We start from the raw sequence: 25,170 nt of genomic DNA on the forward strand, positions 1-25,170 counted from the left end.
CTTGGATATGTGTACATAGCAAAAACAAAAAAAGGTATCTGCAGAATAGCATTTCCGCTCACCTCAGGGGATGATTTGCCCCTCCATGACCAATGTGCAATCTATACAAGACTTCACGAAAATGATGCTTTCCTGAAACACGAAATCGCTGTTTTAAAAAAATATTTTGAAGGGAAAAAGGTTGTATTTGATTTTTCGCTTGATTTAAGCATCGGAACTCTTTTCCAGAGGAAGGTATGGGACAAACTGCGGGAAATCCCTTACGGTGAATGCCGTTCCTATAAATGGGTGGCAGAACAGATTGGTAATCCTAAGGCAGCGCGGGCAGTAGGGATGGCAAACAATAAAAACCCTTTGCCGCCCGTCATTCCCTGCCACAGGGTTATAGGGGTAAATGGCAAATTAACGGGATATGCAACGGGGATTCACGTCAAGCAATGGTTGCTGGAAATGGAACAAGGCGCTAAATCTTTTCCGATGAAACGCCGGGGTATTGTTTAATGAGAGGTGCATTGTCACGTATGATGTGTTTGCTTTTCTTTAACTCTTCACGCAAATATTTTGGCAAGTTGAAAAGCGAATGATGGGTAATGCTGTCATAATAGCGCAATGCTGAATTAACCCGATTCCCGATTCTGAAATCGATTTCTTCTCCGGTGATGTCTAAATCCCCCAGATTGTGCGTTGCTATGGTAAAACCCCACAGACATGCATACGACGGTATGTAGGTGGTGTATGGAAATACGTGCGGGAATACATCGTTTAGCGTATGGAATATACCGGAAAACAGGTCATTATCCGTAACAGAAACCGCGCCGGACTGAACAACAACAATGCCGTCCTTCTTTAGCCTGCCTGCGGCGATCTGATAAAATTCCCTCGTAAAAAGCATGGCAGAAGGGCTGCCGCCAACAGGGTCATTTACATCAATAATAATAACATCAAACTGTTGATCTGTATTCTCCAGATATTTCCTCCCGTCTTCAATAACAAGCGAGGTTCGTTCATCATCAAAAGCCCCTTCATGAAATGAGGGGAGGCTTTTTTTCGCACACGAGATTACCTCGTCATTGATGTCAACCATTACCGCCTTTTTTACCGATTTATGGCGAAGCGTTTCTCTCAGGGTTGCGCCCTCGCCTCCGCCAATAATAAGGACGCTTTGCGCCTCCGGATGCATTATAAGGGAAGGTTGCACCAGGGATTCATGATACACATACTCATCTGACTCAGCCGACTGGAATTCATTGTCAAGTATAAGGCATTTGCCAAAGCTATAAGTATCAACAACAATTATTTTTTGATGTTTTGATTCTGCCTCGTACACAATGTTTTTGAATGCCAGTTTGTGAAGTTCATAGTCGCTGAAATAATCATCTATCCAGTTTAAGGGTAATTTTTCCATGGGGTTATTTTTGTAATAAAGATTGATATTGATCAAGGGTATATTGACGGCAAACTGTTTTCGGCTTCATGGAGAAGAAAATCGCCTCTTCTTAATTCCATAGTAAAGGTTTCTTTTGCATGAAATGCTTGTGAAATGTACGAGGCCGCGTTATGAGGATTCATAGTGCTCCCGCACAAAAAAATATCCACCGCTGCATATTCGTGCTCCGGCCATGTGTGAATTGATATGTGTGATTCAGCCAGAATAGCAACTCCGGTAATACCATAAGGGCTAAAATGATGGCATATCACGTCGACCAATGTTGCATTCGAAATCTCGGTTGCCTTTTCAAGGATGTTTTTCACTGAGGAGACATTGTTAATAATGTCTCTGCAGCAACCCTTCATTTCCAGAATAATATGTTTCCCCAATAGAGCCAACGGTCACATCTCCTTTCCCTGTATGATTTTTGCAGGCATGGTGGTTTATTGTTTGCATAAACGGCTTTTAAAAATAGTTTACAAAAACGGTATTTTCAGGAAAAGGCTCTTTGGTTTTGGTATAAATTATTTGTACTTTTGCTATCCTGTTTTCCCCATTTTATCATCAACTATGTCAGGATACACCCCGATTAGACAATGTTTAAGCGTTAAGTGAAATGCAGGAAAATCTGTAAAAAGTTCTATTTTAAATGGATACATTTCCGTTGTCAAGAAACGAATATAAAGCAAAAAGACCTCTTTACAAAATAAATATTTTGACTATCAAAACATTGCAAGATATATTCTAATGCGCCCATGAAACATCCATTAAAGAAAAATCCTATCGAAAATCCTTGCTACTACCACTTAGTTGGTATTGGCGGCATTGGAATGAGTGCTATAGCACAGGTATTGAAAGAAATGGGACACCATGTCAGCGGCTCTGACAGGAATTTTGATAATCAAATTGCAGGTAATATATTTTCAAAACTCTCTTCCCTTGGCATCAACCTGACCCCCCAGGATGGTTCAGGCATTAAAGAGACAACGGATGTTGTAATTGTTTCTTCCGCAATAGAGGAGCAAAATCCGGATATTAAGAAGGCGCTTTCCCTCAATAAAAAAATTACAACACGCTCGAACATTCTTGCTGAAATGTTTAATACTAAATTTGGAATTGCCGTTGGAGGAACAAACGGTAAAACCACCGTCAGCAGTATGGTGGGCTATGTGCTCGACCATGCGGGAATGTCTCCCACAATAATCGTGGGCGGGTGTATTAAAAATTATCTTACTCCTGACTTTCCTGGCAATGCAAAGGTAGGCGATTCTGATATTGTTGCTATTGAGGCGGATGAAAGCGACGGGAGTATCGTCAATTACACACCAAAAATCTCCATCATTACAAATATGTCAAAAGACCATAAACCGATTGAAAGCATCTCAAAATTGTTTGAAACATTTTCTCAAAATACCCGGGATTTGCTTATTATTAATGATGATTGTCCGGAACTAAAAAAAATACCTTTCAGACACAAGAATACCATAACGTTTGGCTTAAGAAAATCCGCAGACATTTATGCTTCCAACATAATAAACAGACCATGCCTCTCGACATTTGACATTAATGGACAATCATTTGAATTAAAACTGCCTGGAATTCATAACGTATCAAATGCATTGGCTGCAATTTCCGTAGCAAGGCATATGAACATAAAGGATAATGAAATTGCCGACGCATTGTATGAGTATAAAGGCGTACAGCGGCGGATGGATAATATCGGGGAATACAATGGCATAAAAGTGATAGACGATTTCGCCCATAATCCTGAAAAAATCGCAGCGGCAATACGCGCAGTAAAAATTGGAGGGAACAGGGTAATTGCAGTTTTTCAGCCACATGGATTCTTTCCCGCTCGTTTTATGAGAGAGGAACTGATAAATGCATTTATACAATCACTTTCCCCTGAAGATATACTTTTTATGCCTGAAATCTATTATATTGGCGGTTCTGTCAGCAAAGAGATTTCCTCTGCAGACCTTATCCGTGAAATAGGGAAAAGCGGCAGAAATGCATTCTTTGTAGAAAAAAGAGGGGATATTATACCGGAGATAGTAAGAACAGTAGAAAAGGGGGACTGTATATTGGTAATGGGCGCAAGGGATAACACCTTGACCGACTTCTGTCACGAGATCTTGCATACACTTCAGAAAAGTATGCCGTATTGCTGAAAAGTATCTTTTTGAAGGAAAATATTTTAGTGCAAGGCTAACGTTTATCTGCCCAATATCTACTATACAAAATTAATTTGTACCTCAAAGATTAAGTGTGTTTCGATTATGATGAGTGGGCGTTTTTTTTAGCAAGGCAAAAATATGTAAAGAATTAACTACATATTCCAAATCTTTTTGAATTGATGGATTTAACTTAACTGAAACTTCTCTAAAACTCCCCTCACTTGCAAAACGTAATATTCTGTTTTTCATAATGGATGACTCCGGTATATTCTATAAAATTAAAGCATGGTTTTTGTAGTATTGTTTAATTTGTTAAATGCGCAACGTACATGCCAAATAAGGCACACATATGATTCTTTGGCAAGAGAATGTAGTTAACCATCCAATAATACAATGGTTATGTCATAAGCTCATCTCGTTTATCCGTGTTTATAAAACGTTACTTTTTAAACTGTGTATATAAATACGACTTATTCTTCGTTTAAGAAAAATTACATACCTTTTGTTTTATCAGGAATATTAGTTTAAATGAATACGGAAAATAAGGGCTTTTTATCATGGTTTTTACAAAGGGTCACTGCCTTGTTGCTGGTATTGGGCATATCGGTGCATTTCTTTTTATTTCATTTTAGTCCGAGTCGTTATACTTCCCGCTACTATGATGAGATTGTCAATCGCTTTTGTTCTCCTGGGTGGATTGCCTTTAACATTTGTTTGCTTGCATTGGTAATCTTCCATGGTTTGAATGGAATCTGGGGGATTTTTGCAGATTACAACTTTAAAAGGAGGTCTGGTGGTCTATTCAAACAAGCCTTATGGTTTATGGGAATGGTTTTATTTGGCACAGGAGTGTATATACTTATTTGGTTTGCTAAAATAAAAGCTGAGGGATTAGTACCTTAGCAGTAATTTCTTTGCATCTTTTGACAAAATATTAAGGGTCACTTCTGCAGTCGGCAGATTGCAGATTGAGGACTGTTTTCGTGCTTGTCTTGTTTGTCTCTGGCTATGCCAGCTCAGGGTAATTAACCAATAATGCAAATACTTGGAATTACCGTGACATGTAGCATTTGCACTGTTTTTTGAGTTTTGTTGATGATTACACAAAAATTAAAAGAAACCCTTTATGATCTTTGGAGAAATAAAAACATTGGCATGGCTGCCTTTTGGGCACATCGTATTTCAGGCATATTGCTGACACTGTTTTTATTTCTCCACATATGGACACTAAGCGCAGTCTTTCGCGGTAAAGATGCGTATGATTACACAATTAGTAAGTTCGACACAGATTTTGGCTATATTTTTCAATATATTTTACTTTTAACAATAGCATTTCACCTGCTTAATGGAATAAGGATTACCATTATGGATTTTTGCGGGTTTACCCGCAGCCAGAAACAAATGCTGAGACTTGCCATCTTCATTCTCTTTATAATAGCAGTTATTGGTTTTTATTCAGTAGTCCTGTAAATACATAATGAATGCATTAGATGTTTCTTTTCAAAAAACTACATTGTTGCGGGAAATTAAATACAGTATTGCCGCACCTTTTTGGGGCGGGGGGTTGCCATGAAACGATATGAAGTTATTGTTGTCGGCGGGGGATTAGCAGGCTTAAGGGCGGCCATTGAAGTAAATCGCCACAACGTTAAGATCGCAATAATTTCCAAGGTACATCCACTGCGATCTCATTCTATCGCAGCACAAGGGGGAATAAACGCCCCTTTGGGAAACCATTTCCGCGGGATTTATGACACCTGGGAAAAACATGCATTTGACACCGTAAAGGGGAGTGATTATCTGGCGGACCAGGATGCAGTAATACGGATGACAAAAGATGCGGCAGATCGTATTTATGAGTTGGAGCATTGGGGATGTCCTTTCAGCAGGACAGCGGAGGGGCGGATCGCACAAAGGCCTTTTGGCGGAGCAGGATTCCCGAGGGCTTGCTATGCCTCAGACAAGACAGGACATGCATTGTTACATACCCTGTATCAACAAATCATTCAATTGAAACATGCATCAGAACGGGAAGAAATGGTGATGTATGATGAATGGCTGGTTACAGACCTGGTAATCGAAGAAGGCGTTTGTGTCGGTGTGATTGTGATGGATATCATTAGCGGGGAGATTGAGGCGTTACAGGCCGGAGCAGTAATTTTTGCAACGGGAGGGTCTGGAAGGATATATGGCAATACAACAAATGCTTTGATTAATACAGGGCTGGGCATGGCAATCCCGTATTGGGCTGGCGTGCCATTGAAAGACATGGAGTTCATTCAATTTCATCCCACAACTACTTTGGGGAAAAATATTTTAATCACAGAAGGGTGTCGTGGAGAAGGTGGATTTTTGCTGAATAATAAAGGCGAGCGATTTCTTGAAAAATATGATGATTCCCGAAAAGATATGGAAATCGCGCCCAGGGACATTATTGCAAGAAATATCGTAAGAGAAATTATGGCGGGGTATGGCTATGATGATAGTTATGTGTTTTTGGATTTAAGACATTTGGGAAGAGAGAAAATTTTACAGAGATTACCCGGCATAAGAGATATATGCATGGAATTTATCGGTATAGATCCTGTTGATTCCCTTATACCAATTAAACCGGGTCAGCATTATACTATGGGAGGGATTGACTGCAATATCGAATGTGAAACGAAAATAAAGGGATTGTACGCTGCGGGAGAAAGCGCCTGCATCAGTGTCCATGGAGCTAACAGATTGGGTGGAAATTCTCTGTTGGATACTATTGTGTTTGGCGCAATCGCAGGAGGGAATGCCGCTAAATACGTGCAAAATTCAGAGAGGCAAAAAAGTGAAAATCGCCTCAATGATGTCTTAAAGCTAACAAAACGAAACATCGACAAGATTGGTAAATCGACAGGCGCCGAAAAACCGGTAACAATTAAAAATGAACTAAATAAAATAATGGATGCTAAGGTGGGAATTTTTCGCAATGCCCCTGACTTGCGGGCAGCAGTATGTGAAATAAAAGCATTACAGGAAAGGTATCGACAAATTAAATTAGATTATACGGGATCGCGGGTAAATTTAGGGTTGGTTTGGGCATTGGAACTAAAGGGGAATTTAGATGTAGCGGAAGCATGCCTAATGGGCGCATTGGCACGGGAAGAAAGCCGCGGAGCTCATTTTCGCACGGATTTTCCCGGAAGAGACGATACAAACTGGCTAAAACATACGTTGTCCTATTTTACAGAAGAGGGAGTCAGGCTTGATTATGCTCCGGTAAATATAGGACCATTTGTACCAAAAAAGAGGCAGTATTAAGGCACGCATGCGATCCAAAAACACACATTGATATAATCAGCATAGAAAGCGCTTCTGTAAACTATTTGTAACTATTCAGCGTAAACATTACACGACTCCCGGCGGGTTCAGGTTGCAACCCAATGTCATTAAGTTAAGAATTATTGTAACACTTTGGTTTTTTAAAAAAACGTATTACCGATAAGCTCCGTAGGAGCGGCCGGTCTTCCTGTCAATCATATACAGGCCGCTCCTACGGAGCTATTTACCTGTTGAATTTTATTGTGCTACAAACAGACTGCCTCTAAAGGGGCTACATTGTTTTTTAGGCTCTTCAGGCAGGTTGCTTAACTTAATGACATTGGCTTGCAGCCTGAGCCTATGAGTTTATGTGTATAATGGGGCCATGTACTGCGGTAAAATTCCAATGCCCAAATCCCAACACAGGTACCACAATATGATATGGTTATAAAACCATTTTCATCGTTTCTGGGTATTGCAAATGCAACATGATGAGGTGACTTATTTTGTCATTACAAGGGCATCAGCTTGTCATTGCGAGGGTATCCGTTTTGTCATTGCGAGGGTCTTTTCCGAAGCAATCTCATAAACCTTTATAGAGATCCTTCCATCCTGCATTCATTCCATTAATTAATTCTATTTTTTTAGCCCTTGAGCCACCCTTAATTTGCTTCTCCCGGGATATGACGTTTCTTACGTCACGAAATATCTCGTAGTATACTGATTGCTTCAGAAAAGACCCTCGCAATGACAAGCGGAGACCCCCTGCAATGACAGGCCGAGACCTTGAAATAACATGCAATGACAAGCTGAGGCCCTTTGGATGGCCCTATAAATTTGAACCGGTACAGAAACGGAAATGCCAGATGTTTCCGACTCAAAAGTAAGACTACAAAAAATAGTTTAAGCACAGATACTACAACACGATATGGTTATAAAACCATTTTCATCGTTTCCGGGTGTTGTAAATGAAACATGATGACTGGTGATTTATTTTGTCATTAAAAGGGCATCAGCTTGTCTTTACGAGGGTATCCGCTTTGTCATTGCGAGGGTCTTTTCCGAAGCAATCTCATAAACCTTCATAGAGATCCTTCCATCCCGCATTAATTCCATTAATTAATTCTATTTTTAAGCTCTTGAGCCACCCTTAATTTGCTTCTCCCGCGATATGGCGTTTCTTACGTCACGAAATATCTCTTAGTAAGTATACTGATTGCTTCGGAAAAAACCCTCGCAATGACAAGCCGAGTCCCTTGCAATAACAAGCCGATATCTTTTGGATGGCTCTATACATTTGAACCGGTACAGAAACTGAAATGCCAGATGTTTCCGACTCAAAAGTCAGAACTCCTGAAGTGCCTTTTTTATCAAAAAGTAGCTAAGCTTATTAATTACAGTGAGATAGGTAAGGATTCAATAGAAGGCATCCCCATTGCTGGATGGAAAATGGCATGACCCTGTTTTTACTCCCTCCGCTGGAACGTGGAGACTGGGGCGGGAGATACACGCGTCTTGCCAGTCACAAATTTGCGTCTTGTGTTTAATTTGGTATCAAATTAAATTCCACCAGATCAGGAGTTCTGAAAGTAAGACTACAAAAAATAGCTCAAGTATATGTACCACAATATGATATGGTTATAAGACCATTTTCATCGTTTCCGGGTGTTGCAAATGCAACATGATGACTGGTTGGAATTTGGAATTTATTTGTCATTTGTTCTGCTGATAGAAGATTGGATTGAAGGGATAAAACGTTTGGTTCAGGTTACAAACCTGAACCAACGAATGAAGTTTCCATTGCCATTACGTACCCAATCAGATACTTCACTATGTTCAGTACAAGGTTTGAGAACGAGTTGTGCTCCGGTAGTTTAATAGATTACGCTGAATAGTCACAACTATTTGTTAATTACAACAACCTTACACCGTAAAACAAAAAAGGGACGCCTGTTTTGGACGTCCCTTCTTTTTTTACTATCTAAGATTCGTATTGTATTTATTCTTTAAAAGGTGATCACTTCTTTTCTTTTATCTCTTCTATCGTTGTTTCACCTTCCAAAATTATAAAATCTTTAAATTTTTCAAACTTTTTATCTTTTAGTCCTTTTACTTTTATAATATCTCCAGTTGTTTTGAAAGGTCCTATTTTTGTTCTATACGCAACTATTTCTTTTGCCAGTTTTTCACCAATGCCCGGCAACATTGCCAATTGCGCCTCAGTTGCCGTATTAATATTTACATGCCCTTGCAGCTTCGCCTTTGCAAAACTAACGTTACCCTGACCTACGATAAAGGCTACTGCAAACATTAACAAAACAACCATTACGCGTTTTTGCACTCTATGCATCAACATTCCTCCTTTAAAAAAACTTAAAAATAAAAGTCACGATCTATACTTGTGTTTTGTCAAAATATTTCTGCATTGCAAAATACTTATTCCTTCTCCTTCTTATCTCGTAGCGATTCAATTACTTCATCAATCAAACCATATTCTTTTGCATCATGTGATGACATGTAAAAGTCGCGGTCAACATCTGCCTCTATACGTTCCAAAGGCTGTCCTGTATGTTTTACAAGGATTTCGTTTAAACACTTTTTCATTTTCAGAATTTCTTCCGCCTGGATGCTAATGTCAGTCGCAGTACCCCGCATTCCTCCCCAAGGTTGGTGCAACATGATACGTGTATGGGGGAGACCAAATCTTTTGTTTTTTGTGCCACCTGCAAGGAGAATAGCAGCCATGCTGTATGCCTGCCCAATACAGAAAGTGGCAACATCGCATTGTACAAATTGCATCGTGTCGTAGATAGCTAAACCAGCAGTTATGGATCCTCCGGGCGAGTTAATATAAATATTAATATCCTGATTTTTGTTTTCATTCTGAAGAAAGAGTATCTGTGCTATAACTAAATTTGTTAACGTATCTTCAATGGCTGATCCGATAAAAATTATACGATCTTTAAGTAACCGCGAGAAAATATCATAATGTCTTTCTCCATGCCCCGTTTTTTCCACAACATACGGAACAAAAAGCGCCCCTTGTTTCATTTGTGGAGAAACATCCGGAAACGCACCATTTTCTAAACGCGACAAATAATCTTTATACACAAAAACTCCTTTAGGTTAATAAATCAGAAATTATTTCGCTGCTTCCTGTTCAATTTTTGCTTCCTTTAACAAAAAAGCCAATGTCTTATCTTCCCGCATTTCGTTCCGTAAATAAGATAAGTTTCCCTGTGTTTCCAGTTGTTTTCGAACAACTTTTTTATCTGTGTTATAAGAATATGCAATTTCCACTATTCGTTGTTCAACTTCGTTTTCAGTTACAAATATTTTTTCTTTTTTCGCAATATACTCAATTATAAGCGATGCCTTTAATTCTTTCACTACGGATTCTTCTGAAGCGCTTTTCATTGATTCAGTTTGTTTTTGCACCTCTTCAAACGGAACGCCTCTTTTTACCAAATCAAGCTGATGCTTATATACCCTTTCTTCTGCATGTTTGTTAATAAAGTCCTTCGGCAGATCAAATTGTGTTTGAGCCAAAAGTGTATCAAGAATCTGCGTCCTCAAATCGTTTTCTGCCCAGATATTCTTATTTATTTCCAGGCGCTTTCTGGCATTTAATTTTAAGTCTTCCAGTGATTTAAAATTTAAGGTTTTGGCAAGATCCTCATCTATTTCCGGAGGGCTTAAACGTTTTATCTCATTAACCACAAGTTTTATACTTGCTTCTTTTCCACGATATTCTTTTATGTTGAACGTATCAGATAATACAACATTAATCGTACATGTGGCACCAGTTGTATTTCCTTTTAAATATTTTACCAACTCAGGGATTTCCGTATGAGCAATTTTGCTTCCGTCTACAACACTGACTTCTATGTCATTGTCTTCAAAAACAGTTATACCATTTACTTCAACTTTGCAGTCACAAATAATAAGATCCTTTTCTTCTATACCTCCACCACTCACAACAGTAAATTGCGCTTTTTGCAGCGCCAATTCTTTTAGGAGCTTATCAATTTCTTCTTCAGACACATCGATCGCCTTCTTCTTTAACTGTAAACCTTTATATTGGCCTACTTCAAATACAGGCAAAACTTCAAGCGTAACGTCAAAGGTGAGCGGTTTCCCGATTTCAAGATTCAAATTTCCGAACTCAGGGTCAAATTTAGGTTCGCCTACAGGTTCGATTTTGTTTTCTTCTAATGCCTTTTCATACGATTCGCTTATGAGGGATTGCTTCACATCTTCTTTGATTTGGGTTTCGAATCGTTTCTCAACCAGTTTTCTGGGTACGTGTCCTTTTCGAAAACCTGGAAGCTGTACAGAACTACAGGCTTCCAGCGTCTTTTTCTCTAATTCGCTTTCTATTGCTTCTTTGGGAATTTCAAACTTTAAAAGCTTCTTACAAGGCCCTGCATTTTCAATTGTTATATTCATGATTCATCATTCCGTATTCTAACACTTGCTAAAAAATTGGAGCGGGTGATGGGGCTCGAACCCACGACATTCACGTTGGCAACGTGATGCTCTACCACTGAGCTACACCCGCTTTTTATATTCGCATATTTATGCGAGGGGGGGGAATCGAACCCCCACACCGTTAAGGTACAAGATCCTAAGTCTTGCGCGTCTGCCAGTTCCGCCACCCTCGCAGACCTCTGTTTAAAATCAAGAAATAAAATTTCTCAATTAAAATTACAATTGCGGCATAAAAATATATCAACCGAATAAACAGCAATTACGTTTAAATATTTCTTGCAATTTTGCTAAGCCGGTATCGCGTTTCACTAAAACAGAGACCTATTGTCTTCCATTATAAACAACGACTGAGCAGTCTTTAATCTTACATTTGCAAGGTATTGAGTTTTCAATGCCCTCATCGTAATGGTACTGTTTTAATTTCTATTAAACGATATGCCCGACGTACTAAAAACGGCAATCTTATTGATGCGCCCTGGAGGGATCGAACCTCCGACCCACTGATTAAGAGTCAGTTGCTCTACCATCTGAGCTAAGGGCGCAAAAGGTTAATTATTGAAAAAATTTAAGAATGGCGCGCCCGGCAGGACTTGAACCTGCAACCTTTGGATTCGAAGTCCACCACTCTATCCAATTGAGCTACGAGCGCAAAAAAGACGCAATGCCGGCGCAGTCGTTCATACATCAAAATTGGACAATAAAACAAAGTCGCAATTATATAGAAGATAGGACAAATGTCAACCTGATTTCACCCCGCAAAAATTCTATCACGAAATAAATATGGCGTCCAAAACCGCTAATAGACACTTAATGTATTTAAATACGCTGGTTCTTTTATTATTAAAGAATAACGAAAGAATGTATCAATCAGGAATTGAAAAAAATGGGGTGAGCGACGGGATTCGAACCCGCGACCCTTAGAGCCACAGTCTAATGCTCTAACCAACTGAGCTACGCTCACCACAAATGTATATAAGGCTTAGCTGAAATGAATATGGCGCGCCAGGAAGGATTCGAACCCTCGGCCGCCGGATTAGAAATCCGATGCTCTATCCATCTGAGCTACTGGCGCAAAAACCGCAAACACAACAAAGTCAAAAATTTGCGACATACCCGAAAAATTTACTACCGCTGTAAACTACAGAAAAAAAGAATAAAAACACTGTATTTTTTATCGAAATGCCGTAAAACAAGCCTGTTGGTATTTCGGTAAAATAGGTACATTTGCTTTTTTGCATAATTTGAAGATTTTATATAATTAATTACCTTGAAGCAAGAAAAAAACAAAAGAGAGGGAATGGGAACTACCTCTTACACCTGTCATTTTTATTTTTGGGACAGACTGCATGGCGGTGGCGTAACGGCGGTCTGCCTGCAATCTTTTTTCCCGAATAAATTTCTCCGATCCGGAAGGCAGACCTTTTCAATTTTTCCCTATAACGGAACTTCACCCCAAATAATTAAACCCTGCAACTGGAATTAAACTGCAACCTTCACGAAACGCGAAATCCGAAACAAATTCTAATGACAATTGGAGATCGCCAGATGCTTTGCATGGTATTAACGTCCATTCTCTGCTATAGCGCAACTCTGCAGGGGTCGCTAACTACGGGAAAGCCGTATGGTTTAAAAGGGGATGTTGGTTTGGTAACAAATATACCTGGCGACGATTGGGGGCTGGAGGTTTTAACGCTAGCCTACCAACTGGTCATATGCTTGTTTCTAAAGTATATTATTTAACTCCATTCTTAAGCCCTTTAGCACAGGCGATTCAAGAGATTCGTTTTTCCCGTATGTCTTATACAACCGGTAATGGTTTTCTTCCAGCATATAGATTTCTATCTCTTAGGTCTCCGGTATCACGATCCAGTATTCCTTTACACCAAATCTCGCATAAAGATTTTTCTTTTGCACAATATCTCTATATGCGCTATTTTCAGAAACTATCTTAATTACCATGTCAGGTGATCCCTGGATATTCTTTTCACCAATGATACTCAACCTGTCTCTTGAAACAAATAGGATATCCGACTGAACAACATTTTCTTCATCAAGATAAACATCATAGGGAGCATCAAAGACCTCCTCCAGATTATTATCTGCTACAAATTTCTCAATAACAAATTCAATCTTCCTCGAAATCCTTTGATGCCTCGTGCTCGGAAATGGTGTTATAATTAATTCTCCATCAATCAGTTCGTACCTTTTATCATCAGAAATTTTCAAATAATCTTCATAGGTGTACTTTTTATTTTCCAGAACCGGTGTCATGGCGAACCTCCTTATTTTCACTTTATAAACTTCAAAATACTAATAATTGTCGCTCCCTGACCTATCAGGAATATAAATAACCACTTGATAATTTCGGCCTTTGCATTAGCAAGATCATTTCTTACCTTATTAATATCTTCTTTCAGCTCTTCACGAAGTTTAGTCATATCGTTTTTCGTTTCTATTTGGAATTTGGTAATATCATCCTTCAGTTCACTTCGCAAATTGGCAATATCATCCTTCAGTTCACTTCGCAAATTGGCAATATCATTTTTTGTTATTAAACTTAAGCTATTTATATCGTCTTTCAGCTCTTCACGGAGTTTAGCAATATCATCCTTTGTTGCCAAAAAACTTTCCTGCTTCTTTTGGTATTCCTCCAAAGATTTTTCTAATGCCTTTGTCAAAGTGCGCGCCTCATCTTCTTTGAATTGTGATTTTAAGTCTTCGTAAATCTCAAGGGTGTTTATAATGGGCATAAAAACCTCCGTATCTTAAAGTAACATGCAATGTGCATCGGTAAGAGTTCTGACTATGGCAGATTTTTAGGCGCTTGGCGCTATGTTAAGAACTGTTGGCATTATTAGTTATTTTCTCAAAAAAATTCAGGCAGGATGCTATTTGGATAACCATAGGGCAATAATAGTTCCCATGAGTGTAATCCAGAAACCAAAAAGCCATTTGAGCATATCTATCTTTGCCGCCCCGATTTTGTCCATTAAATCAAGCCTGGAATTTTAGATTTTACCCTCAAGCTCGCTCTTTACCCATTCAATCTTTGTATCGAGTTTGTCAAGCTTACCTTCGATGTCTATCTTTAGCAATTGAAGGTCAGTTTTCGTAGCAATATCGCCCTTAAATGATTCAATGAACTCTATGGGCCTCTTCTTCGCCGATTTTGGGTTCAGGGTTTTTTATAAGGTCGTAAGACTTATACATAACACAAAAGTAACAAAATCATTATGTGAAATCAACGGCAAAAGGGGAAGATTGGTTGCGTTTCCTTTCTTCATAGTGTGTGCCACATAACCAAAGAGGCACATGCAAAAACCAAGGGACAAATCTCTAAATCCCATCTTTCACAGGTGCATTTAAATACTTTCTCCGTGTCCATCTGCGTTTATCTGTGTCCTATAGCTTGGCAGTAATCTTGAACGGTTTCTAAATTTACACGAACAACAAATAATTATTGTGATACAGCGTGAATGCCTTCTTTTTTGAATTCTATCATCATTGCATTTTCATAAACTTTTTCCAGAAAACCGTAACCAAGTTTATTATAAACTTTAAAGAAGATTTCGATAATCTTCTCGGTCAGATCTTTAAATTTAATATGCCGATAATCCGTGTCCATCAGTGTTCATCTGTGTCCAAACCATTTCTAAAATCCGATCTCCACAGAAATAATTGGTTTCATTGTTATCGCCAATCCTCTTCAGTCTTTATGGGTAATTTACGGATACGATGTCGTGTCTCTTCTACAACAACAACTGACCCTCTTTTAAGCGAATCACAAGATTCATCCAATACATGTTCAAGACGTTTCATGACATGTGGTGTGCGAGTATTTCGAAGTCGGAAAAGAATAACACTAACTAATATTCCTTCAGAAAGGGCAATAATTTCTCCGAAATCTAAATCAAAAGTCAAAATAATACGCCCCTCAGAGGCAGCTTTTTTAAAAATTTCCCTATCCGAAAGTTTGTGTAAACCTTCTTCCCGAAGATGCACTGCATCGTGTCCGTTTTCCCTTAGCCATTCAACAACCTTCATGGCAATACCCATATCTGCAATAAATCTCATTTTAACCACTTATACCGTATGGACTTCCTCCTGTGCCAACCACGCTGCATACTCTAATGCCTGCTGTATATCTTCACGTTCCAGGTCTGGATAGTCAACCAGTACCTCCTCAATAGTAGCCCCATGTGCAATTTGCCCAACAATTACAGAAACCGGGAATCTCATACCTCTAATACACGCTCTTCCACCCATAATCTGAGAATCAAATGTTATTCTATCAAACATATTTTCTCTCCATTTAATTATTTAGCCACGAATAAACGGTAGAGTAGAAACAGACGACGAGAATTTAGGCAGAAGTTTGTTTTCTCTGTTTGCTGGCTGGTTTTCCGCCAGTGCCACCATATCTCCGCCATATACTTATCATCTGCCCCCCTCGTCAAACCGTGCATGCGATTTTCCCGCACACGGCTTTCCGACAGTCTTCTTCTTAAGCTTTCACAGGTTGTCTGACAGGAACATATTTTGTCGGGTCTATTAGTCCATATCTATTGACTAATTCCTTAAACGCTCCCCGATTATAGAGCTTGCTCCTGCGCTGACTTTTCCTCTTATAATATCTCGTCAATCTCCTGAAAAGATAATATCGTAGGTCTCTTTTCACCTTGTTTGGATACGTTACTCCCTTTATTGTGAAATAATTTATCCATCCTCTTGTTATTGCATTCAATTCATTAGCTACTTTTTCCGCCGCTTTATGCCCATTGCCCTTGAGGTAGTTTCCTATCTTTTCCCTAACCTTCTTTTGTGATTTCTTGCTTGGTTCTATGTTCCAGTATTTCTTGTGTTTCCTATTGAGATAGTCTAATGCTTCACGAGGTATTCGCTTTGCCATCAGTACCCAATCATCCGCATAACGTATGATTTGTTATCCCATACTTATAGAAAACCCCATTCTCTCTATTGACTGCTTTATCGAGCATGTGCAGATATATGTTTGCTAATAATGGTGATATTACGCTTCCCTGCGGTGTTCCTATCTTATTTTTCCTCCAGCCACCTGGTTTGCCTTCCTCTACCACCGGTGCTTTTAACCACATTTTTATCAAGTGCAGTACGTTCTTGTCGCTTATCCTCATCCCTATTAACAGTAACAATTCCTTGTGCGGTATTGTGTCAAAATAAGAACTAAGGTCTGCGTCAAATACCTCTGTTTTCCCTTCTCGCAGTCTTTCTTTGATTTTCCTCACAGCATCGCCCGCTGAACGTCCCGGTCGGAATCCGTAGGAGCTATCTTCAAAGTCTGCTTCGAATATCGGCTCTATTACAAGCTTTACACTCATCTGCACTACCCTGTCTTTTATCACAGGGATTCCCAATGGTCGTGTCTTACCGTTGGTTTTAGGTATGTACACTCTCAGTACCGGCTGTGGTTCGTAGGTTTTGTTTTCAAGTTCCTCTATTATCTCTCCAAGAAACTTCTCCACCCCGTATGACTCCACATCTTCAAATGTAATCCCGTCTGCCCCGGCGCTTCCTCCATTGGATTTGCAGCGCTTGTACGCCTCTCTCAAAAAATGCAACATTCTCACCTTGTCATACAATACATAAATTTATACACAATCTATCAGATAAATCTTTGACTAAGTGTCTTGTTATTGCTGTAAAACTTCATTGCCTGTCAGCGAAAGTTCAGATACCTGTGGGCAAGCCTGTTTCTTTATTATGAACGGGAGCATTCCCGATTTTTGTAAAAATGTCATTAGCGGGGAGAGGGAAAGGAATAGTAACACAAGCTTCCTGTTTGAGGGTAAAATGCCACAAGCAGGATGCTTGTGTTACAATGTACAATTAGTTAACCAAAAATCGGGAATGCGCCTGTTGTTCAAACTATGTCCCCCGCTGGCGGGGGTGCAGGGGGTGGACTGGATTTCTCCATCGATTCAACTACCCCTTTATTATGAAAACAAATTTGACCCTCTTTCCCACGCTCCGCAGACTGGTCAAATGGACAATTTTATCCTGCTTCGTGACATGCATTCCCGCAGAACGTAGGAATGAGAAGAAAAATTTATGGCTATTCATGTTATAAACCTCCCAGATTTCCTCCGCAGACAATTCCACCCCCTTAATCCCCCGCCAGCGGGGGACAGGCTTGCCACATCCCCCTTGCTGCGTTGTTTTGCCCCAATCACACAAACGGTTACAAAAAATCGGAAATGCTCCTATTATAAACCCGGATACGAAAGTGGAAAATTTTTCTCTGATTCCCAAATTTGTTTAAAAAGAATTTGAAAAATATTTCACATGGCATATACATATTAGCTAAGGTCTTTTTGCAAAGCCCATTTGTTCAAAATCTTTATCAAGTGAATGTCTTTTTTGTTTTCTAAGGCAACTCACGCGCTGGTATCAATAAAGATTTTCATTTCTTTATTCCGTACAAACAGAAATAGTGTCTTTCAGAAGCATCGTTCCATTTGCCTTCAGCAGCGCCTTTACCAAGTTCTTCCCATACTGACCACGCTTCATTACTGTCTTTTTCCATAATACATTCCAGTGTTTCGAAGATTTTTTTAAATTCTTCCTCTGGCATAGCATCCTCTCTCTCCTTTTAAAAACGTTGCGTTACGAATCTCCTCATAAATTTTATGGTAAATCTTTGTTTGATTCGATTTCAGAAACTATATCATCCACCGTCATTCCTTTAAATATTTTATCTTTCATTTCAGTATAGTTTCCTTTTCCAGCGCTAAACTGGTTTATAAACCGTATCGTTTTGCTAACGCCAAGTTCTTTAAAAAGAACTTCAAACGCTTCTTTATTTATTTCATTATTTGTTATCGTAATCATTTTCATACTCCTCTATAAATTCTATAGGAGAAACAATTTTTGTATCTAGCTTTTTGATCTTGCTTGCACTTTTGCGAAACCTATCGTCGCATGTGCAAAGATAATCTATTTTTTCTACATCAGCAATCGCAAGGTGTAGCGCATCGATTGCCTTTATATTTCGCATTTCAAATTCTTTGGCTCTCTTAACAATTTTATCAGACAAAGTAATTCTTTCTGAATGTAACGATATTACTTTTAATCCAGAAGATATTCGTTCCGGATCAGGTGTTTTCTTTAACTCAAATTCTACCACTGATGAGGTAATCAGGTCAATCCTTCCATCCTCAATCAGTTCTATAATACCTAAATCCTGCAAACGATTTTCGCAATGCGAAAATCAGTATTTTCCACTACCAAGATTGGCAAAAAGCGATAACAGATATCCGTTTTTTAGCAATTGTGGTAGCGCTATTGTACTACTTTAAACAAAAAGACATGGGAAATTGTCGGAAACGTGCTCTCTGATGCAATGAAAATCAAGATAGGGATGTACTGTCTCCATCTGCGGTATACTTACCACTCTCAAAAGACTAAAAAAACGAAATACAACGTCGGTTTTCTACTGAAAAACTACATCCAGTGACATGCGTTCCCACTTTTCCCATTCCTCCTGATGGAGAAATTTCTCCGGCAATTTTAATGTCATCTGCCGGCTTCTCTCCACCAGTTTCCCTGCCACACGGATTAACCACAGTCTCATCGTCTTTACTTCCCACTGTTGTATCACTCCACCACTGAGCAATCCCATCCACTTCAAAAGATTATACGCTAACACCGCACACTGAAATAGCGCAGCATTGGCCAAAAATTCACCCGTACGTATGTGCCCCGCATTCATCTGTCCTTTACTCTCTTCTATCAAAGTCTCGCAGGTAGCCCTCTTTCCATAACAACGATGCGCTTCCATCGGACTTAACCGCTCCGTTGTAACGTAACAAAAATACTCATACACGGACACTTCTACTAATTTCTTTTCTCTTTTGACCAATTGCCGCACTGCCACAAAACGTCTCGCACGATCCCACCCTGCACATCGATACCAAAATTCAGCCTGTTCCCATCCTGGCTCCCCTTTCACCTCATTCCATTTCTGCCCTTCAAGCAATCCTTCCAGATTCTTCAGCTTTACCTTAATCAGATATCCCGCCAATATTGACTCAAGGTATTCAAGTAATTCTCCGGTAAAAAAACCGCTGTCTCCCCGAAATACCACCCTTACCCCCTTATTCATGTACGCCATACATTCCTTCATGAACTCTACTACTCCGTTACTCGTGTAGGCGCTTCCACAGCGGAACCAACTATGTAATACCTCCTTTGTTTCTGCAATAAATGCCATTAAGGGATGATACGCCTTCTGCCCCTTCTTGTGCGGATTATATCCTACCTCTGCACCCTCCTGTTTCCCATATACACCATCTACGGTAGAATCAACATCTATCCATACTTCGCAAAGAGCACTCCTGAGTTTATGGCCTGATCTCACCGCACGCTTCCATATCTTTCCCCTAAACCGGTGGATCACCCCCGTCAGTTCCACTATATCTCCCTGACTCGCCAGCTTCATAATACGTCCTATCGTAGTATCTACAGGTACCTCTTTCCACCCGGACATCTTCTTCAATACCTCATCTGTACACACCTTCATCACCTCTACCATCGATGTCGCCCCTGCTATCAACCCTATCACTACCATTTGTACCGCATCGATAAACTGATACCGGGCATTTGCTCCACGATCCTTATGGACCGCTTCATGGACTCTCTCCCGGAACATCAGCTTACCCATAAAATTCAATACCGGTAAAAGCCCTGCATGTACCGTTAAGCCTTTCCCGCTCATCTCTGCCTTGATTTTCGGTTGTCTTTTGCTGTATTTTTTTGCTATATTCTTCATCGAAATGGTGAATCTCCTTTCAGGTGTTTTTTGTTATCAATATACCGCCGAATACCTTGGAAATCCTACCATTTCAATCCTATTCCTGCAACAAGGCTTTGCCTTGTTTGCAGGATTTAGGTAATACTTAAAATCGCTTCTGTCTCAATTCTAATACGAATTTGAGATTTATCATCAAATGGTCTTTGAATGCTACAACTATCAAAATAAATTCTCATTTTATTTAATTAGAAAACATTTGAGTTCTTCAGTATCTTCTTGATACGTAGAAACATGGAATGACGGGCAAAACCGGCACTGAAAAGGGTACAACATTATTATGAACCCGATTGCGAAACTGTGAATATTTTTTGTGATTTCCATATTTGTTTAAAAGTAGTTTGGAAAATATTCCCCACGTCATATATACGTTAGCAAAGGGCTTTTTGCAAAGCCCATTTGTTCAAAATCTTTATCAAGTGAATGTCTTTTCTGTTTTCTAAGGCAACCCACGCGCTGGTATCAATAAAGATTTTCATTTCTTTATTCCGTATAAATAGAAATCGTGTCTTTCTGAAGCATCATTCCATTTGCCTTCAGCAGCGTCTTTACCAAGTTCTTCCCATACTGACCACGCTTCATTACTGTCTTTTTCTATAAGACGTTCCAGGATTCCAAAGACTTTTTTAAGCTCATCCTCTGGCATAGCATCAATCATATCTTTAACAATCTTCCTTATTAAATGTAAAGCAAAACACTGATGTAGTGGCTACAGGTTAAGATTTGTGTTCCCTGTTTCTCTCCGTTTCCTCTGAGAGTGTCACACACCATCTCAACCATACCCTATTTCCAGCATCTTCTCATCAAACCTTACGTGAGGTTTTTCCCTCATACGGCTTTCCTGCTCCCTTCTCAGCAAGGCATTATACACCTATCGATATGAGGGAATAATAGGGATGGCAACCATTTATTTTTTCTTTGGCGGTCTTCCCTTTGATAATGCCATTAATCTCTTTTTTTATAAAAGACTTGCCACCGCAAGGTCTGCCGGTTTTTGTATTCTGACGTATGCCGTTTATTACTGCATTATCATCGCTTTCCATCTGATATGACAGTACCGAGGGTCAGATCTTGAATCTTGACACTCCAATGTTCATAGCTGACATATTTACTTTACACAAGCCATGCATGTCTAAGTGCCTCAGCAACATTGGAAAACAGGGACAACGATATTTACTAAAACTGACAAGCCAGCAACCTTTATCTTTTAATTTATCACATTCTTTAAAGTATTTAAATCTTTCCTGATTTCTTCTTCAAGCTCCTCCGACGGATAATTATAGGTTATACTCCTTATAATAAGAGACGCAAAGAAAAATTAAAATACTACCTTTGCGCCTGGTGAACCATTACCTACCTTGCTGCCTCTGCGATCGTTCAACTGAGTGTTCGTCTGCGCTCACACCGAAGACTCGCGACTAAGTCTCCGCTTTCTCTGCGGTAAACAGAACTGTCACACAATATTTTATTCGTTGTTTCAGATACGGGAATGTTATATAATCCGCGTTTATCAGTATTTATCCGTGTCCTAATGGATTAATATTACATGAAAATAGCCATTAATACGACATCTGCCGTTGCCGGCGGAGGTGTCACCTATATAAAAAATCTCTTAACGTATTTGTCAAAAATAAACACTCACCATCAATTTCTTATACTCACAACACTCAAAGGAAAAGATGTATTTTATTTTCAACACCCCGATTTTACATTTTTATCTTTTAGAATGGCCTCAAGAAATCCTCTATTACGCATTTTGTGGGAACAATTAATCTTGCCTTTTATCCTGAAAAAAGAAGGCGTTGATGTTCTTTTTTCTCCTGGGAATATATGCCCTCTTTTTTCAACGATACCAAATGTTGTCATGATACAAAATCTTGCCCCATTCGACGATGCAATTATTGATGCCGAACGTAAAATTCAAAAGTACAGACTAAAACTCCTAAAATTATTAACTATAGCATCCATCAAGAGAGCAAAAAAGGTAATATTTATATCAAAAAAGGCGATTCACGATATGAAGAATCTTGGGCTTTCTTTAAAGCATGCCAATCTCATATATCATGGAAAGAATGAAGAATTATTTCATGAAAACGTTGATTTAGATAAAAAACAACAAATAGGCAACAAATATAATCTTAGTAAATTTATACTTTATGTTTCAAATATCCATCGTTATAAGAACTTTTTTGAGCTTATAAAGGCATTCTCACTAATCTGTAACAAAATAGATAATGAGATAAAACTTGTATTAGTGGGGAGATGTTTTGATGATGGTTATTATGATGAAATGATGCGATTTATACGAGAAAGGAAATTTGAAGAAAGGGTCTTATTTCTGGGAGAGGTGTCGTACGAGGAGCTTCCTTTTCTTTATGCTTCGTGTTTACTTTTTGTTTACCCTTCTACCTGTGAGAATTGCCCAAATATTTTAATAGAGGCAATGGCTTGTGGCGCTCCAATACTATCTTCTAATATAGAACCCATGCCGGAGATGTGCGGAAACGCTGCTGTATACTTCGACCCTATGAATCCTATTACCATGGCAGATACAATATGCAGAACAATAACAGATAAGAATTTAATTTTAACATTGAAAAAAATTTCATTAAAAAGGGCAGAAAATTTTTCATGGGAAAATGCAGTAAAAAATACATTAAGAGTTTTTGAAAGTGCGGTTTAACAATATTTGTGATAACTGCACGGTTAAAGAGACACAACACTATCTGACAACTTACAAATTTGTTGCTTTTATATCTTTCATTTACTTCAATGCTTCTTCGCTTCTCTTTGCTAATTTTAGAATAAAATTGCTATTCCCAAATTGCTTCCAAATAATTTTCCTGGCTACAGGATTGCGAATTAGTTCACGGACTACAGATACCCCCCTTTTTAACATATTTGTTCCTGGTTTGGAGTACCAGACTTTTCTTAATGCATCCATTCCTCGCATTTTTCGAAAGTATCCATTTGAGTCCATTTCATTTTCAATCCAAAACAAAAATTCCTGCCAGTTTTTTTCATTCATCTGCGATGGATCAAAACGTCTATATTTGCGTTGAAAATTACATATAAATGCAGCAACAGCTTTCACCTGTTGAATTCTGCCAAAATCAAAATCAGATATATTCTTTTCATGTTTTCTTAAACAAAGTATTACATCGTCACAACAAGCAAATTGACCATGTCCTACCATTCTAAACCACAAATCAATATCTTCTGCATGACGAAATCTTTCTCTATATCCTTCTAATTTCATAACTACTCCACGGCGAAAACATGCAGTTGGATGTGGAAAAAACTGGTTATGTGCCTCTAAATTGTGTATTAGTTTATTATGATGAGAAGGATATTTATTAACCTTTAAAAAAACTCCTTTTGTATTAATTTGCTGACACCATCCACCAAGAAGAATTAAAGAAGGATTTTTCTCAATTGCCTTTATCTGAACTGCAAACCGATGGGGCAAAGCAATATCGTCTCCATCCATTCTGAATATCCATTCACTTTTCGATTCAAATAAGCCTCTGTTAAGAGCTACAACTATACCACTATTAAGTTGATTTATTACTTTTATCCTAATATCTTTTTTTGCATACTCATTTAATATTTCTGGTGTCTGATCAGTTGAACCGTCATTTATAATTATAAATTCAAACTCTTGAAACGTTTGGTGAAGAATACTCTCTATTGCCTCTCGTACATACTGCTCACAGTTGTATACCGGCATTACTACACTTATTAAAGGAACTTTAGGCATTAATAAATCCCTGTATTTTTCTATTTAATAATTCCAACGACTCGTAATACCTTATCAAATCTTTTCTCCCATGTATGGTTCTTTATAGCCTTTTCCTTCCCAGCTTTAGCAATGGTTTCCCTTTCATCAGGATGTGTAAGATAATATTCAACTTTATTAACGCATTCTTCGGGATTACGATAAGTTACTATTTCCTTCCCTATATCATAAAGCTCATATAAATCAGGATTATCATGAGTTAAATAAAAACTCCCTGACATCGGCCCGTCAAAATCCCGCATCTTCAACGAATAGAAATCTGTACAATGACCAATAGTGCCTACACCTAATACTACGCGGGACTTAGAAAAAATTTCCGGTAATATTTTTACATCTATCCTCCCATTTGGCCAGCCATTCCCATAAGATGTAACTCTGATACCTTTTTTCTCGATAGCCTTAACAATTTTACGTCTAATCCCATAATTTGCTCCCACAAAACAGACATCGTACTCCTTTGTAACAGTACCTGGCTTATATAACTCTGGATCACTTGCCTCCGGTAAGTAAATAGCTGGACAACCCTCTGTTTGATACCATAAGCAACATTCCTTTGCTGTTGTACAGACAAGATCTACTGCCCCAATAAGACCGGATGTTCCCATCCATTTGCCATCAACTTTTCTCAATCGAAATGCATGCCTATCATCCATAGAAATATTGACAACTGGGATTCCCATATTTCTCACAGCTTGCAATATACTGGAATCCATTGTCCCGCCCCACATCTGGCCGATAACAACGTGCAAAGGATATGAATTAATGTTGTCATGGACAATTGCCATTAGTCGTTTTCCGTTAATTTGGGCAACATCTACTCCCTTTTTATCAAAAAGCATTTGTCCATATAGACCAGATTTTTGATCAAAAGCAATAACCTCTCCGAACTTTCGTAAACCCTGTATAATCCCTCCAAAATCTTGCCCCTCATCTGTTCCTACATAGATAATTCTTAAATTCCCTTTTGGTAATGGCCTTATCTTGATATTTCTTTCACTAAAAGAATCAGCCAACTGATTTGGAATATTATTTTCCTGATATATGATTTTTCTTTCGGCAGAAAGAACCTCATAATATTTTTTTATAGTTGCGTAATTTCTTTTTGTTTGTTTTGCCTTCCAATATGCATTTATAG

General features: G+C 38.8%; 31 protein-coding genes and 6 tRNA genes. 9 read left to right on the plus strand and 28 right to left on the minus strand.

Going from position 1 to position 25,170, the window contains the following annotated elements; genetic code table 11:
• Positions 1 to 9 precede the first annotated feature (9 nt).
• Entirely contained in the window at positions 10 to 501 is a 492-nt protein-coding gene (locus tag M5U24_RS11140; RefSeq protein WP_099327044.1) for a methylated-DNA--[protein]-cysteine S-methyltransferase, read from the plus strand.
• Here M5U24_RS11140 and speE read toward each other — a convergent pair.
• Both speE and speD read right to left on the minus strand, forming a co-directional pair.
• Positions 464 to 1,405, minus strand: a complete 942-nt coding sequence (gene speE, locus M5U24_RS11145) for a polyamine aminopropyltransferase (protein ID WP_099325517.1) — start codon at positions 1,403 to 1,405, stop codon at positions 464 to 466. The two genes, M5U24_RS11140 and speE, sit on opposite strands and share 38 nt — an antisense overlap.
• Positions 1,406 to 1,437: 32 nt before the next feature.
• Complete coding sequence (gene speD, locus M5U24_RS11150; RefSeq protein ID WP_099325516.1) at positions 1,438 to 1,827, minus strand: adenosylmethionine decarboxylase; 390 nt, start codon at positions 1,825 to 1,827, stop codon at positions 1,438 to 1,440.
• Between the two features lie 357 nt (positions 1,828 to 2,184).
• Here speD and murC point away from each other — a divergent pair, with 357 nt between their 5' ends.
• On the plus strand, positions 2,185 to 3,600 hold the full coding sequence (gene murC / locus M5U24_RS11155; RefSeq protein WP_298202440.1) for a UDP-N-acetylmuramate--L-alanine ligase: 1,416 nt from the start codon (positions 2,185 to 2,187) through the stop codon (positions 3,598 to 3,600).
• A gap of 84 nt (positions 3,601 to 3,684) precedes the next feature.
• On the opposite strand, the gene M5U24_RS11160 is transcribed toward murC, so the two are convergent.
• On the minus strand, positions 3,685 to 3,855 hold the full coding sequence (locus tag M5U24_RS11160) for a hypothetical protein (protein ID WP_298202442.1): 171 nt from the start codon (positions 3,853 to 3,855) through the stop codon (positions 3,685 to 3,687).
• A gap of 279 nt (positions 3,856 to 4,134) precedes the next feature.
• Here M5U24_RS11160 and M5U24_RS11165 point away from each other — a divergent pair, with 279 nt between their 5' ends.
• The 3 genes from M5U24_RS11165 to M5U24_RS11175 all read left to right on the plus strand — a co-directional run bounded on the left by M5U24_RS11165 (position 4,135) and on the right by M5U24_RS11175 (position 6,900).
• Positions 4,135 to 4,509: a hypothetical protein gene (locus M5U24_RS11165; RefSeq protein ID WP_099325514.1), complete on the plus strand. Its 375-nt coding sequence runs from the start codon at positions 4,135 to 4,137 to the stop codon at positions 4,507 to 4,509.
• A 192-nt stretch (positions 4,510 to 4,701) separates the two neighbouring features.
• The gene (gene sdhC, locus M5U24_RS11170) at positions 4,702 to 5,076 is read left to right on the plus strand and encodes a succinate dehydrogenase, cytochrome b556 subunit (protein WP_099325513.1); all 375 of its coding nucleotides are present in this window, start codon (positions 4,702 to 4,704) and stop codon (positions 5,074 to 5,076) included.
• A gap of 99 nt (positions 5,077 to 5,175) precedes the next feature.
• On the plus strand, positions 5,176 to 6,900 hold the full coding sequence (locus M5U24_RS11175) for an FAD-binding protein (protein WP_298202444.1): 1,725 nt from the start codon (positions 5,176 to 5,178) through the stop codon (positions 6,898 to 6,900).
• Positions 6,901 to 7,483: 583 nt separating this feature from the next.
• Here M5U24_RS11175 and M5U24_RS11180 read toward each other — a convergent pair.
• Positions 7,484 to 7,654, minus strand: a complete 171-nt coding sequence (locus M5U24_RS11180; RefSeq protein ID WP_298202446.1) for a hypothetical protein — start codon at positions 7,652 to 7,654, stop codon at positions 7,484 to 7,486.
• Between the two features lie 485 nt (positions 7,655 to 8,139).
• On the opposite strand from M5U24_RS11180, the gene M5U24_RS11185 reads away from it, so the two are divergent.
• Positions 8,140 to 8,358 (plus strand): hypothetical protein, encoded by a 219-nt coding sequence (locus M5U24_RS11185; RefSeq protein WP_169703153.1) that lies wholly within the window; start codon positions 8,140 to 8,142, stop codon positions 8,356 to 8,358.
• Positions 8,359 to 8,917: 559 nt separating this feature from the next.
• Here M5U24_RS11185 and M5U24_RS11190 read toward each other — a convergent pair.
• From M5U24_RS11190 to M5U24_RS11230, 9 genes are all read right to left on the minus strand, one after another.
• Positions 8,918 to 9,256 carry a helix-hairpin-helix domain-containing protein gene (locus tag M5U24_RS11190; protein ID WP_298202447.1) on the minus strand — a complete coding sequence of 113 codons (339 nt, stop codon included), beginning with the start codon at positions 9,254 to 9,256 and terminating at the stop codon, positions 8,918 to 8,920.
• Between the two features lie 80 nt (positions 9,257 to 9,336).
• On the minus strand, positions 9,337 to 10,011 hold the full coding sequence (locus M5U24_RS11195; RefSeq protein ID WP_295103459.1) for an ATP-dependent Clp protease proteolytic subunit: 675 nt from the start codon (positions 10,009 to 10,011) through the stop codon (positions 9,337 to 9,339).
• Between the two features lie 30 nt (positions 10,012 to 10,041).
• The gene (tig, locus tag M5U24_RS11200) at positions 10,042 to 11,349 is read right to left on the minus strand and encodes a trigger factor (protein WP_164995590.1); all 1,308 of its coding nucleotides are present in this window, start codon (positions 11,347 to 11,349) and stop codon (positions 10,042 to 10,044) included.
• A gap of 37 nt (positions 11,350 to 11,386) precedes the next feature.
• A tRNA-Gly gene (locus tag M5U24_RS11205) sits at positions 11,387 to 11,461 on the minus strand.
• 20 nt (positions 11,462 to 11,481) lie between these two features.
• Positions 11,482 to 11,564, minus strand: a tRNA-Leu gene (locus M5U24_RS11210).
• 296 nt (positions 11,565 to 11,860) lie between these two features.
• Positions 11,861 to 11,933 (minus strand) — tRNA-Lys (locus M5U24_RS11215).
• Between the two features lie 30 nt (positions 11,934 to 11,963).
• Positions 11,964 to 12,040: transfer RNA gene (locus M5U24_RS11220), tRNA-Arg, on the minus strand.
• A 235-nt stretch (positions 12,041 to 12,275) separates the two neighbouring features.
• Positions 12,276 to 12,352 (minus strand) — tRNA-His (locus M5U24_RS11225).
• 34 nt (positions 12,353 to 12,386) lie between these two features.
• A tRNA-Arg gene (locus M5U24_RS11230) sits at positions 12,387 to 12,463 on the minus strand.
• A 452-nt stretch (positions 12,464 to 12,915) separates the two neighbouring features.
• Here M5U24_RS11230 and M5U24_RS11235 point away from each other — a divergent pair.
• Complete coding sequence (locus M5U24_RS11235) at positions 12,916 to 13,131, plus strand: hypothetical protein (RefSeq protein WP_169703155.1); 216 nt, start codon at positions 12,916 to 12,918, stop codon at positions 13,129 to 13,131.
• 105 nt (positions 13,132 to 13,236) lie between these two features.
• Here M5U24_RS11235 and M5U24_RS11240 read toward each other — a convergent pair whose 3' ends face one another.
• The 7 genes from M5U24_RS11240 to M5U24_RS11270 form a co-directional block, all read right to left on the minus strand.
• The gene (locus M5U24_RS11240; RefSeq protein ID WP_169703156.1) at positions 13,237 to 13,662 is read right to left on the minus strand and encodes a Uma2 family endonuclease; all 426 of its coding nucleotides are present in this window, start codon (positions 13,660 to 13,662) and stop codon (positions 13,237 to 13,239) included.
• A gap of 17 nt (positions 13,663 to 13,679) precedes the next feature.
• Positions 13,680 to 14,141: a coiled-coil domain-containing protein gene (locus tag M5U24_RS11245; RefSeq protein ID WP_169703157.1), complete on the minus strand. Its 462-nt coding sequence runs from the start codon at positions 14,139 to 14,141 to the stop codon at positions 13,680 to 13,682.
• Between the two features lie 707 nt (positions 14,142 to 14,848).
• A complete protein-coding gene (locus M5U24_RS11250; RefSeq protein ID WP_169703158.1) occupies positions 14,849 to 15,016 on the minus strand; it encodes a GxxExxY protein in 168 nt (55 codons plus the stop codon).
• 65 nt (positions 15,017 to 15,081) lie between these two features.
• On the minus strand, positions 15,082 to 15,465 hold the full coding sequence (locus tag M5U24_RS11255; RefSeq protein WP_164995593.1) for a DUF5615 family PIN-like protein: 384 nt from the start codon (positions 15,463 to 15,465) through the stop codon (positions 15,082 to 15,084).
• 9 nt (positions 15,466 to 15,474) lie between these two features.
• A complete protein-coding gene (locus M5U24_RS11260; RefSeq protein ID WP_164995594.1) occupies positions 15,475 to 15,690 on the minus strand; it encodes a DUF433 domain-containing protein in 216 nt (71 codons plus the stop codon).
• A gap of 205 nt (positions 15,691 to 15,895) precedes the next feature.
• A complete protein-coding gene (locus tag M5U24_RS11265; RefSeq protein WP_164995595.1) occupies positions 15,896 to 16,300 on the minus strand; it encodes a group II intron maturase-specific domain-containing protein in 405 nt (134 codons plus the stop codon).
• A gap of 10 nt (positions 16,301 to 16,310) precedes the next feature.
• Positions 16,311 to 16,991 carry a reverse transcriptase domain-containing protein gene (locus M5U24_RS11270; RefSeq protein WP_169703159.1) on the minus strand — a complete coding sequence of 227 codons (681 nt, stop codon included), beginning with the start codon at positions 16,989 to 16,991 and terminating at the stop codon, positions 16,311 to 16,313.
• Positions 16,992 to 17,220: 229 nt separating this feature from the next.
• Here M5U24_RS11270 and M5U24_RS11275 point away from each other — a divergent pair, with 229 nt between their 5' ends.
• Entirely contained in the window at positions 17,221 to 17,460 is a 240-nt protein-coding gene (locus tag M5U24_RS11275) for a hypothetical protein (protein ID WP_157820552.1), read from the plus strand.
• 370 nt (positions 17,461 to 17,830) lie between these two features.
• Here the strand turns inward: M5U24_RS11275 and M5U24_RS11280 are convergent, their stop codons facing one another.
• The 6 genes from M5U24_RS11280 to M5U24_RS11305 form a co-directional block, all read right to left on the minus strand.
• The gene (locus tag M5U24_RS11280) at positions 17,831 to 18,001 is read right to left on the minus strand and encodes a hypothetical protein (protein WP_157820551.1); all 171 of its coding nucleotides are present in this window, start codon (positions 17,999 to 18,001) and stop codon (positions 17,831 to 17,833) included.
• A gap of 53 nt (positions 18,002 to 18,054) precedes the next feature.
• Positions 18,055 to 18,258, minus strand: a complete 204-nt coding sequence (locus tag M5U24_RS11285) for a hypothetical protein (RefSeq protein ID WP_169703637.1) — start codon at positions 18,256 to 18,258, stop codon at positions 18,055 to 18,057.
• The gene (locus M5U24_RS11290; RefSeq protein ID WP_099325499.1) at positions 18,239 to 18,616 is read right to left on the minus strand and encodes a PIN domain-containing protein; all 378 of its coding nucleotides are present in this window, start codon (positions 18,614 to 18,616) and stop codon (positions 18,239 to 18,241) included. Before M5U24_RS11290 ends, M5U24_RS11285 begins: the two co-directional genes overlap by 20 nt.
• Positions 18,617 to 18,859: 243 nt before the next feature.
• Positions 18,860 to 20,197 (minus strand): IS1380-like element ISCku8 family transposase, encoded by a 1,338-nt coding sequence (locus M5U24_RS11295; protein WP_099324609.1) that lies wholly within the window; start codon positions 20,195 to 20,197, stop codon positions 18,860 to 18,862.
• Positions 20,198 to 20,711: 514 nt separating this feature from the next.
• A complete protein-coding gene (locus M5U24_RS11300) occupies positions 20,712 to 20,894 on the minus strand; it encodes a hypothetical protein (RefSeq protein ID WP_099325497.1) in 183 nt (60 codons plus the stop codon).
• Between the two features lie 205 nt (positions 20,895 to 21,099).
• On the minus strand, positions 21,100 to 21,279 hold the full coding sequence (locus tag M5U24_RS11305) for a hypothetical protein (RefSeq protein WP_099325496.1): 180 nt from the start codon (positions 21,277 to 21,279) through the stop codon (positions 21,100 to 21,102).
• A 503-nt stretch (positions 21,280 to 21,782) separates the two neighbouring features.
• Here M5U24_RS11305 and M5U24_RS11310 point away from each other — a divergent pair.
• A complete protein-coding gene (locus tag M5U24_RS11310) occupies positions 21,783 to 22,919 on the plus strand; it encodes a glycosyltransferase family 1 protein (RefSeq protein ID WP_099325495.1) in 1,137 nt (378 codons plus the stop codon).
• A gap of 81 nt (positions 22,920 to 23,000) precedes the next feature.
• Here M5U24_RS11310 and M5U24_RS11315 read toward each other — a convergent pair whose 3' ends face one another.
• Both M5U24_RS11315 and M5U24_RS11320 read right to left on the minus strand, forming a co-directional pair.
• On the minus strand, positions 23,001 to 23,996 hold the full coding sequence (locus M5U24_RS11315) for a glycosyltransferase (protein ID WP_099325494.1): 996 nt from the start codon (positions 23,994 to 23,996) through the stop codon (positions 23,001 to 23,003).
• Positions 23,997 to 24,016: 20 nt separating this feature from the next.
• Positions 24,017 to 25,170 (minus strand): glycosyltransferase (locus M5U24_RS11320; RefSeq protein WP_298202456.1); only part of this gene is annotated, 1,154 nt, incomplete at its 5' end.

Source organism: Candidatus Kuenenia sp., assembly GCF_027493735.1.
Lineage (GTDB): Bacteria > Planctomycetota > Brocadiia > Brocadiales > Brocadiaceae > Kuenenia > Kuenenia stuttgartiensis_A.

Coding starts and splice junctions, on each gene's coding strand:
- sdhC (WP_099325513.1), top strand. CDS start 4,702: ATGATTACACAAAAATTAAAAGAAACCCTTTATGATCTTTGGAGAAAT.
- M5U24_RS11275 (WP_157820552.1), top strand. CDS start 17,221: ATGCCACAAGCAGGATGCTTGTGTTACAATGTACAATTAGTTAACCAA.
- M5U24_RS11305 (WP_099325496.1), bottom strand. CDS start 21,279: ATGGAAAGCGATGATAATGCAGTAATAAACGGCATACGTCAGAATACA.
- M5U24_RS11285 (WP_169703637.1), bottom strand. CDS start 18,258: ATGATTACGATAACAAATAATGAAATAAATAAAGAAGCGTTTGAAGTT.
- M5U24_RS11315 (WP_099325494.1), bottom strand. CDS start 23,996: ATGCCTAAAGTTCCTTTAATAAGTGTAGTAATGCCGGTATACAACTGT.
- M5U24_RS11175 (WP_298202444.1), top strand. CDS start 5,176: ATGAAACGATATGAAGTTATTGTTGTCGGCGGGGGATTAGCAGGCTTA.
- M5U24_RS11245 (WP_169703157.1), bottom strand. CDS start 14,141: ATGCCCATTATAAACACCCTTGAGATTTACGAAGACTTAAAATCACAA.
- M5U24_RS11190 (WP_298202447.1), bottom strand. CDS start 9,256: ATGTTGATGCATAGAGTGCAAAAACGCGTAATGGTTGTTTTGTTAATG.
- M5U24_RS11240 (WP_169703156.1), bottom strand. CDS start 13,662: ATGACACCGGTTCTGGAAAATAAAAAGTACACCTATGAAGATTATTTG.
- M5U24_RS11295 (WP_099324609.1), bottom strand. CDS start 20,197: ATGAAGAATATAGCAAAAAAATACAGCAAAAGACAACCGAAAATCAAG.
- M5U24_RS11255 (WP_164995593.1), bottom strand. CDS start 15,465: ATGAGATTTATTGCAGATATGGGTATTGCCATGAAGGTTGTTGAATGG.
- M5U24_RS11280 (WP_157820551.1), bottom strand. CDS start 18,001: ATGCCAGAGGAAGAATTTAAAAAAATCTTCGAAACACTGGAATGTATT.
- M5U24_RS11235 (WP_169703155.1), top strand. CDS start 12,916: ATGACAATTGGAGATCGCCAGATGCTTTGCATGGTATTAACGTCCATT.
- M5U24_RS11260 (WP_164995594.1), bottom strand. CDS start 15,690: ATGTTTGATAGAATAACATTTGATTCTCAGATTATGGGTGGAAGAGCG.
- murC (WP_298202440.1), top strand. CDS start 2,185: ATGAAACATCCATTAAAGAAAAATCCTATCGAAAATCCTTGCTACTAC.
- M5U24_RS11185 (WP_169703153.1), top strand. CDS start 8,140: ATGACAAGCCGAGTCCCTTGCAATAACAAGCCGATATCTTTTGGATGG.
- M5U24_RS11250 (WP_169703158.1), bottom strand. CDS start 15,016: ATGGACACGGATTATCGGCATATTAAATTTAAAGATCTGACCGAGAAG.
- M5U24_RS11160 (WP_298202442.1), bottom strand. CDS start 3,855: ATGAAAAACAGAATATTACGTTTTGCAAGTGAGGGGAGTTTTAGAGAA.
- M5U24_RS11310 (WP_099325495.1), top strand. CDS start 21,783: ATGAAAATAGCCATTAATACGACATCTGCCGTTGCCGGCGGAGGTGTC.
- tig (WP_164995590.1), bottom strand. CDS start 11,349: ATGAATATAACAATTGAAAATGCAGGGCCTTGTAAGAAGCTTTTAAAG.
- M5U24_RS11270 (WP_169703159.1), bottom strand. CDS start 16,991: ATGTTGCATTTTTTGAGAGAGGCGTACAAGCGCTGCAAATCCAATGGA.
- M5U24_RS11300 (WP_099325497.1), bottom strand. CDS start 20,894: ATGATTGATGCTATGCCAGAGGATGAGCTTAAAAAAGTCTTTGGAATC.
- speE (WP_099325517.1), bottom strand. CDS start 1,405: ATGGAAAAATTACCCTTAAACTGGATAGATGATTATTTCAGCGACTAT.
- M5U24_RS11165 (WP_099325514.1), top strand. CDS start 4,135: ATGAATACGGAAAATAAGGGCTTTTTATCATGGTTTTTACAAAGGGTC.
- M5U24_RS11265 (WP_164995595.1), bottom strand. CDS start 16,300: ATGGCAAAGCGAATACCTCGTGAAGCATTAGACTATCTCAATAGGAAA.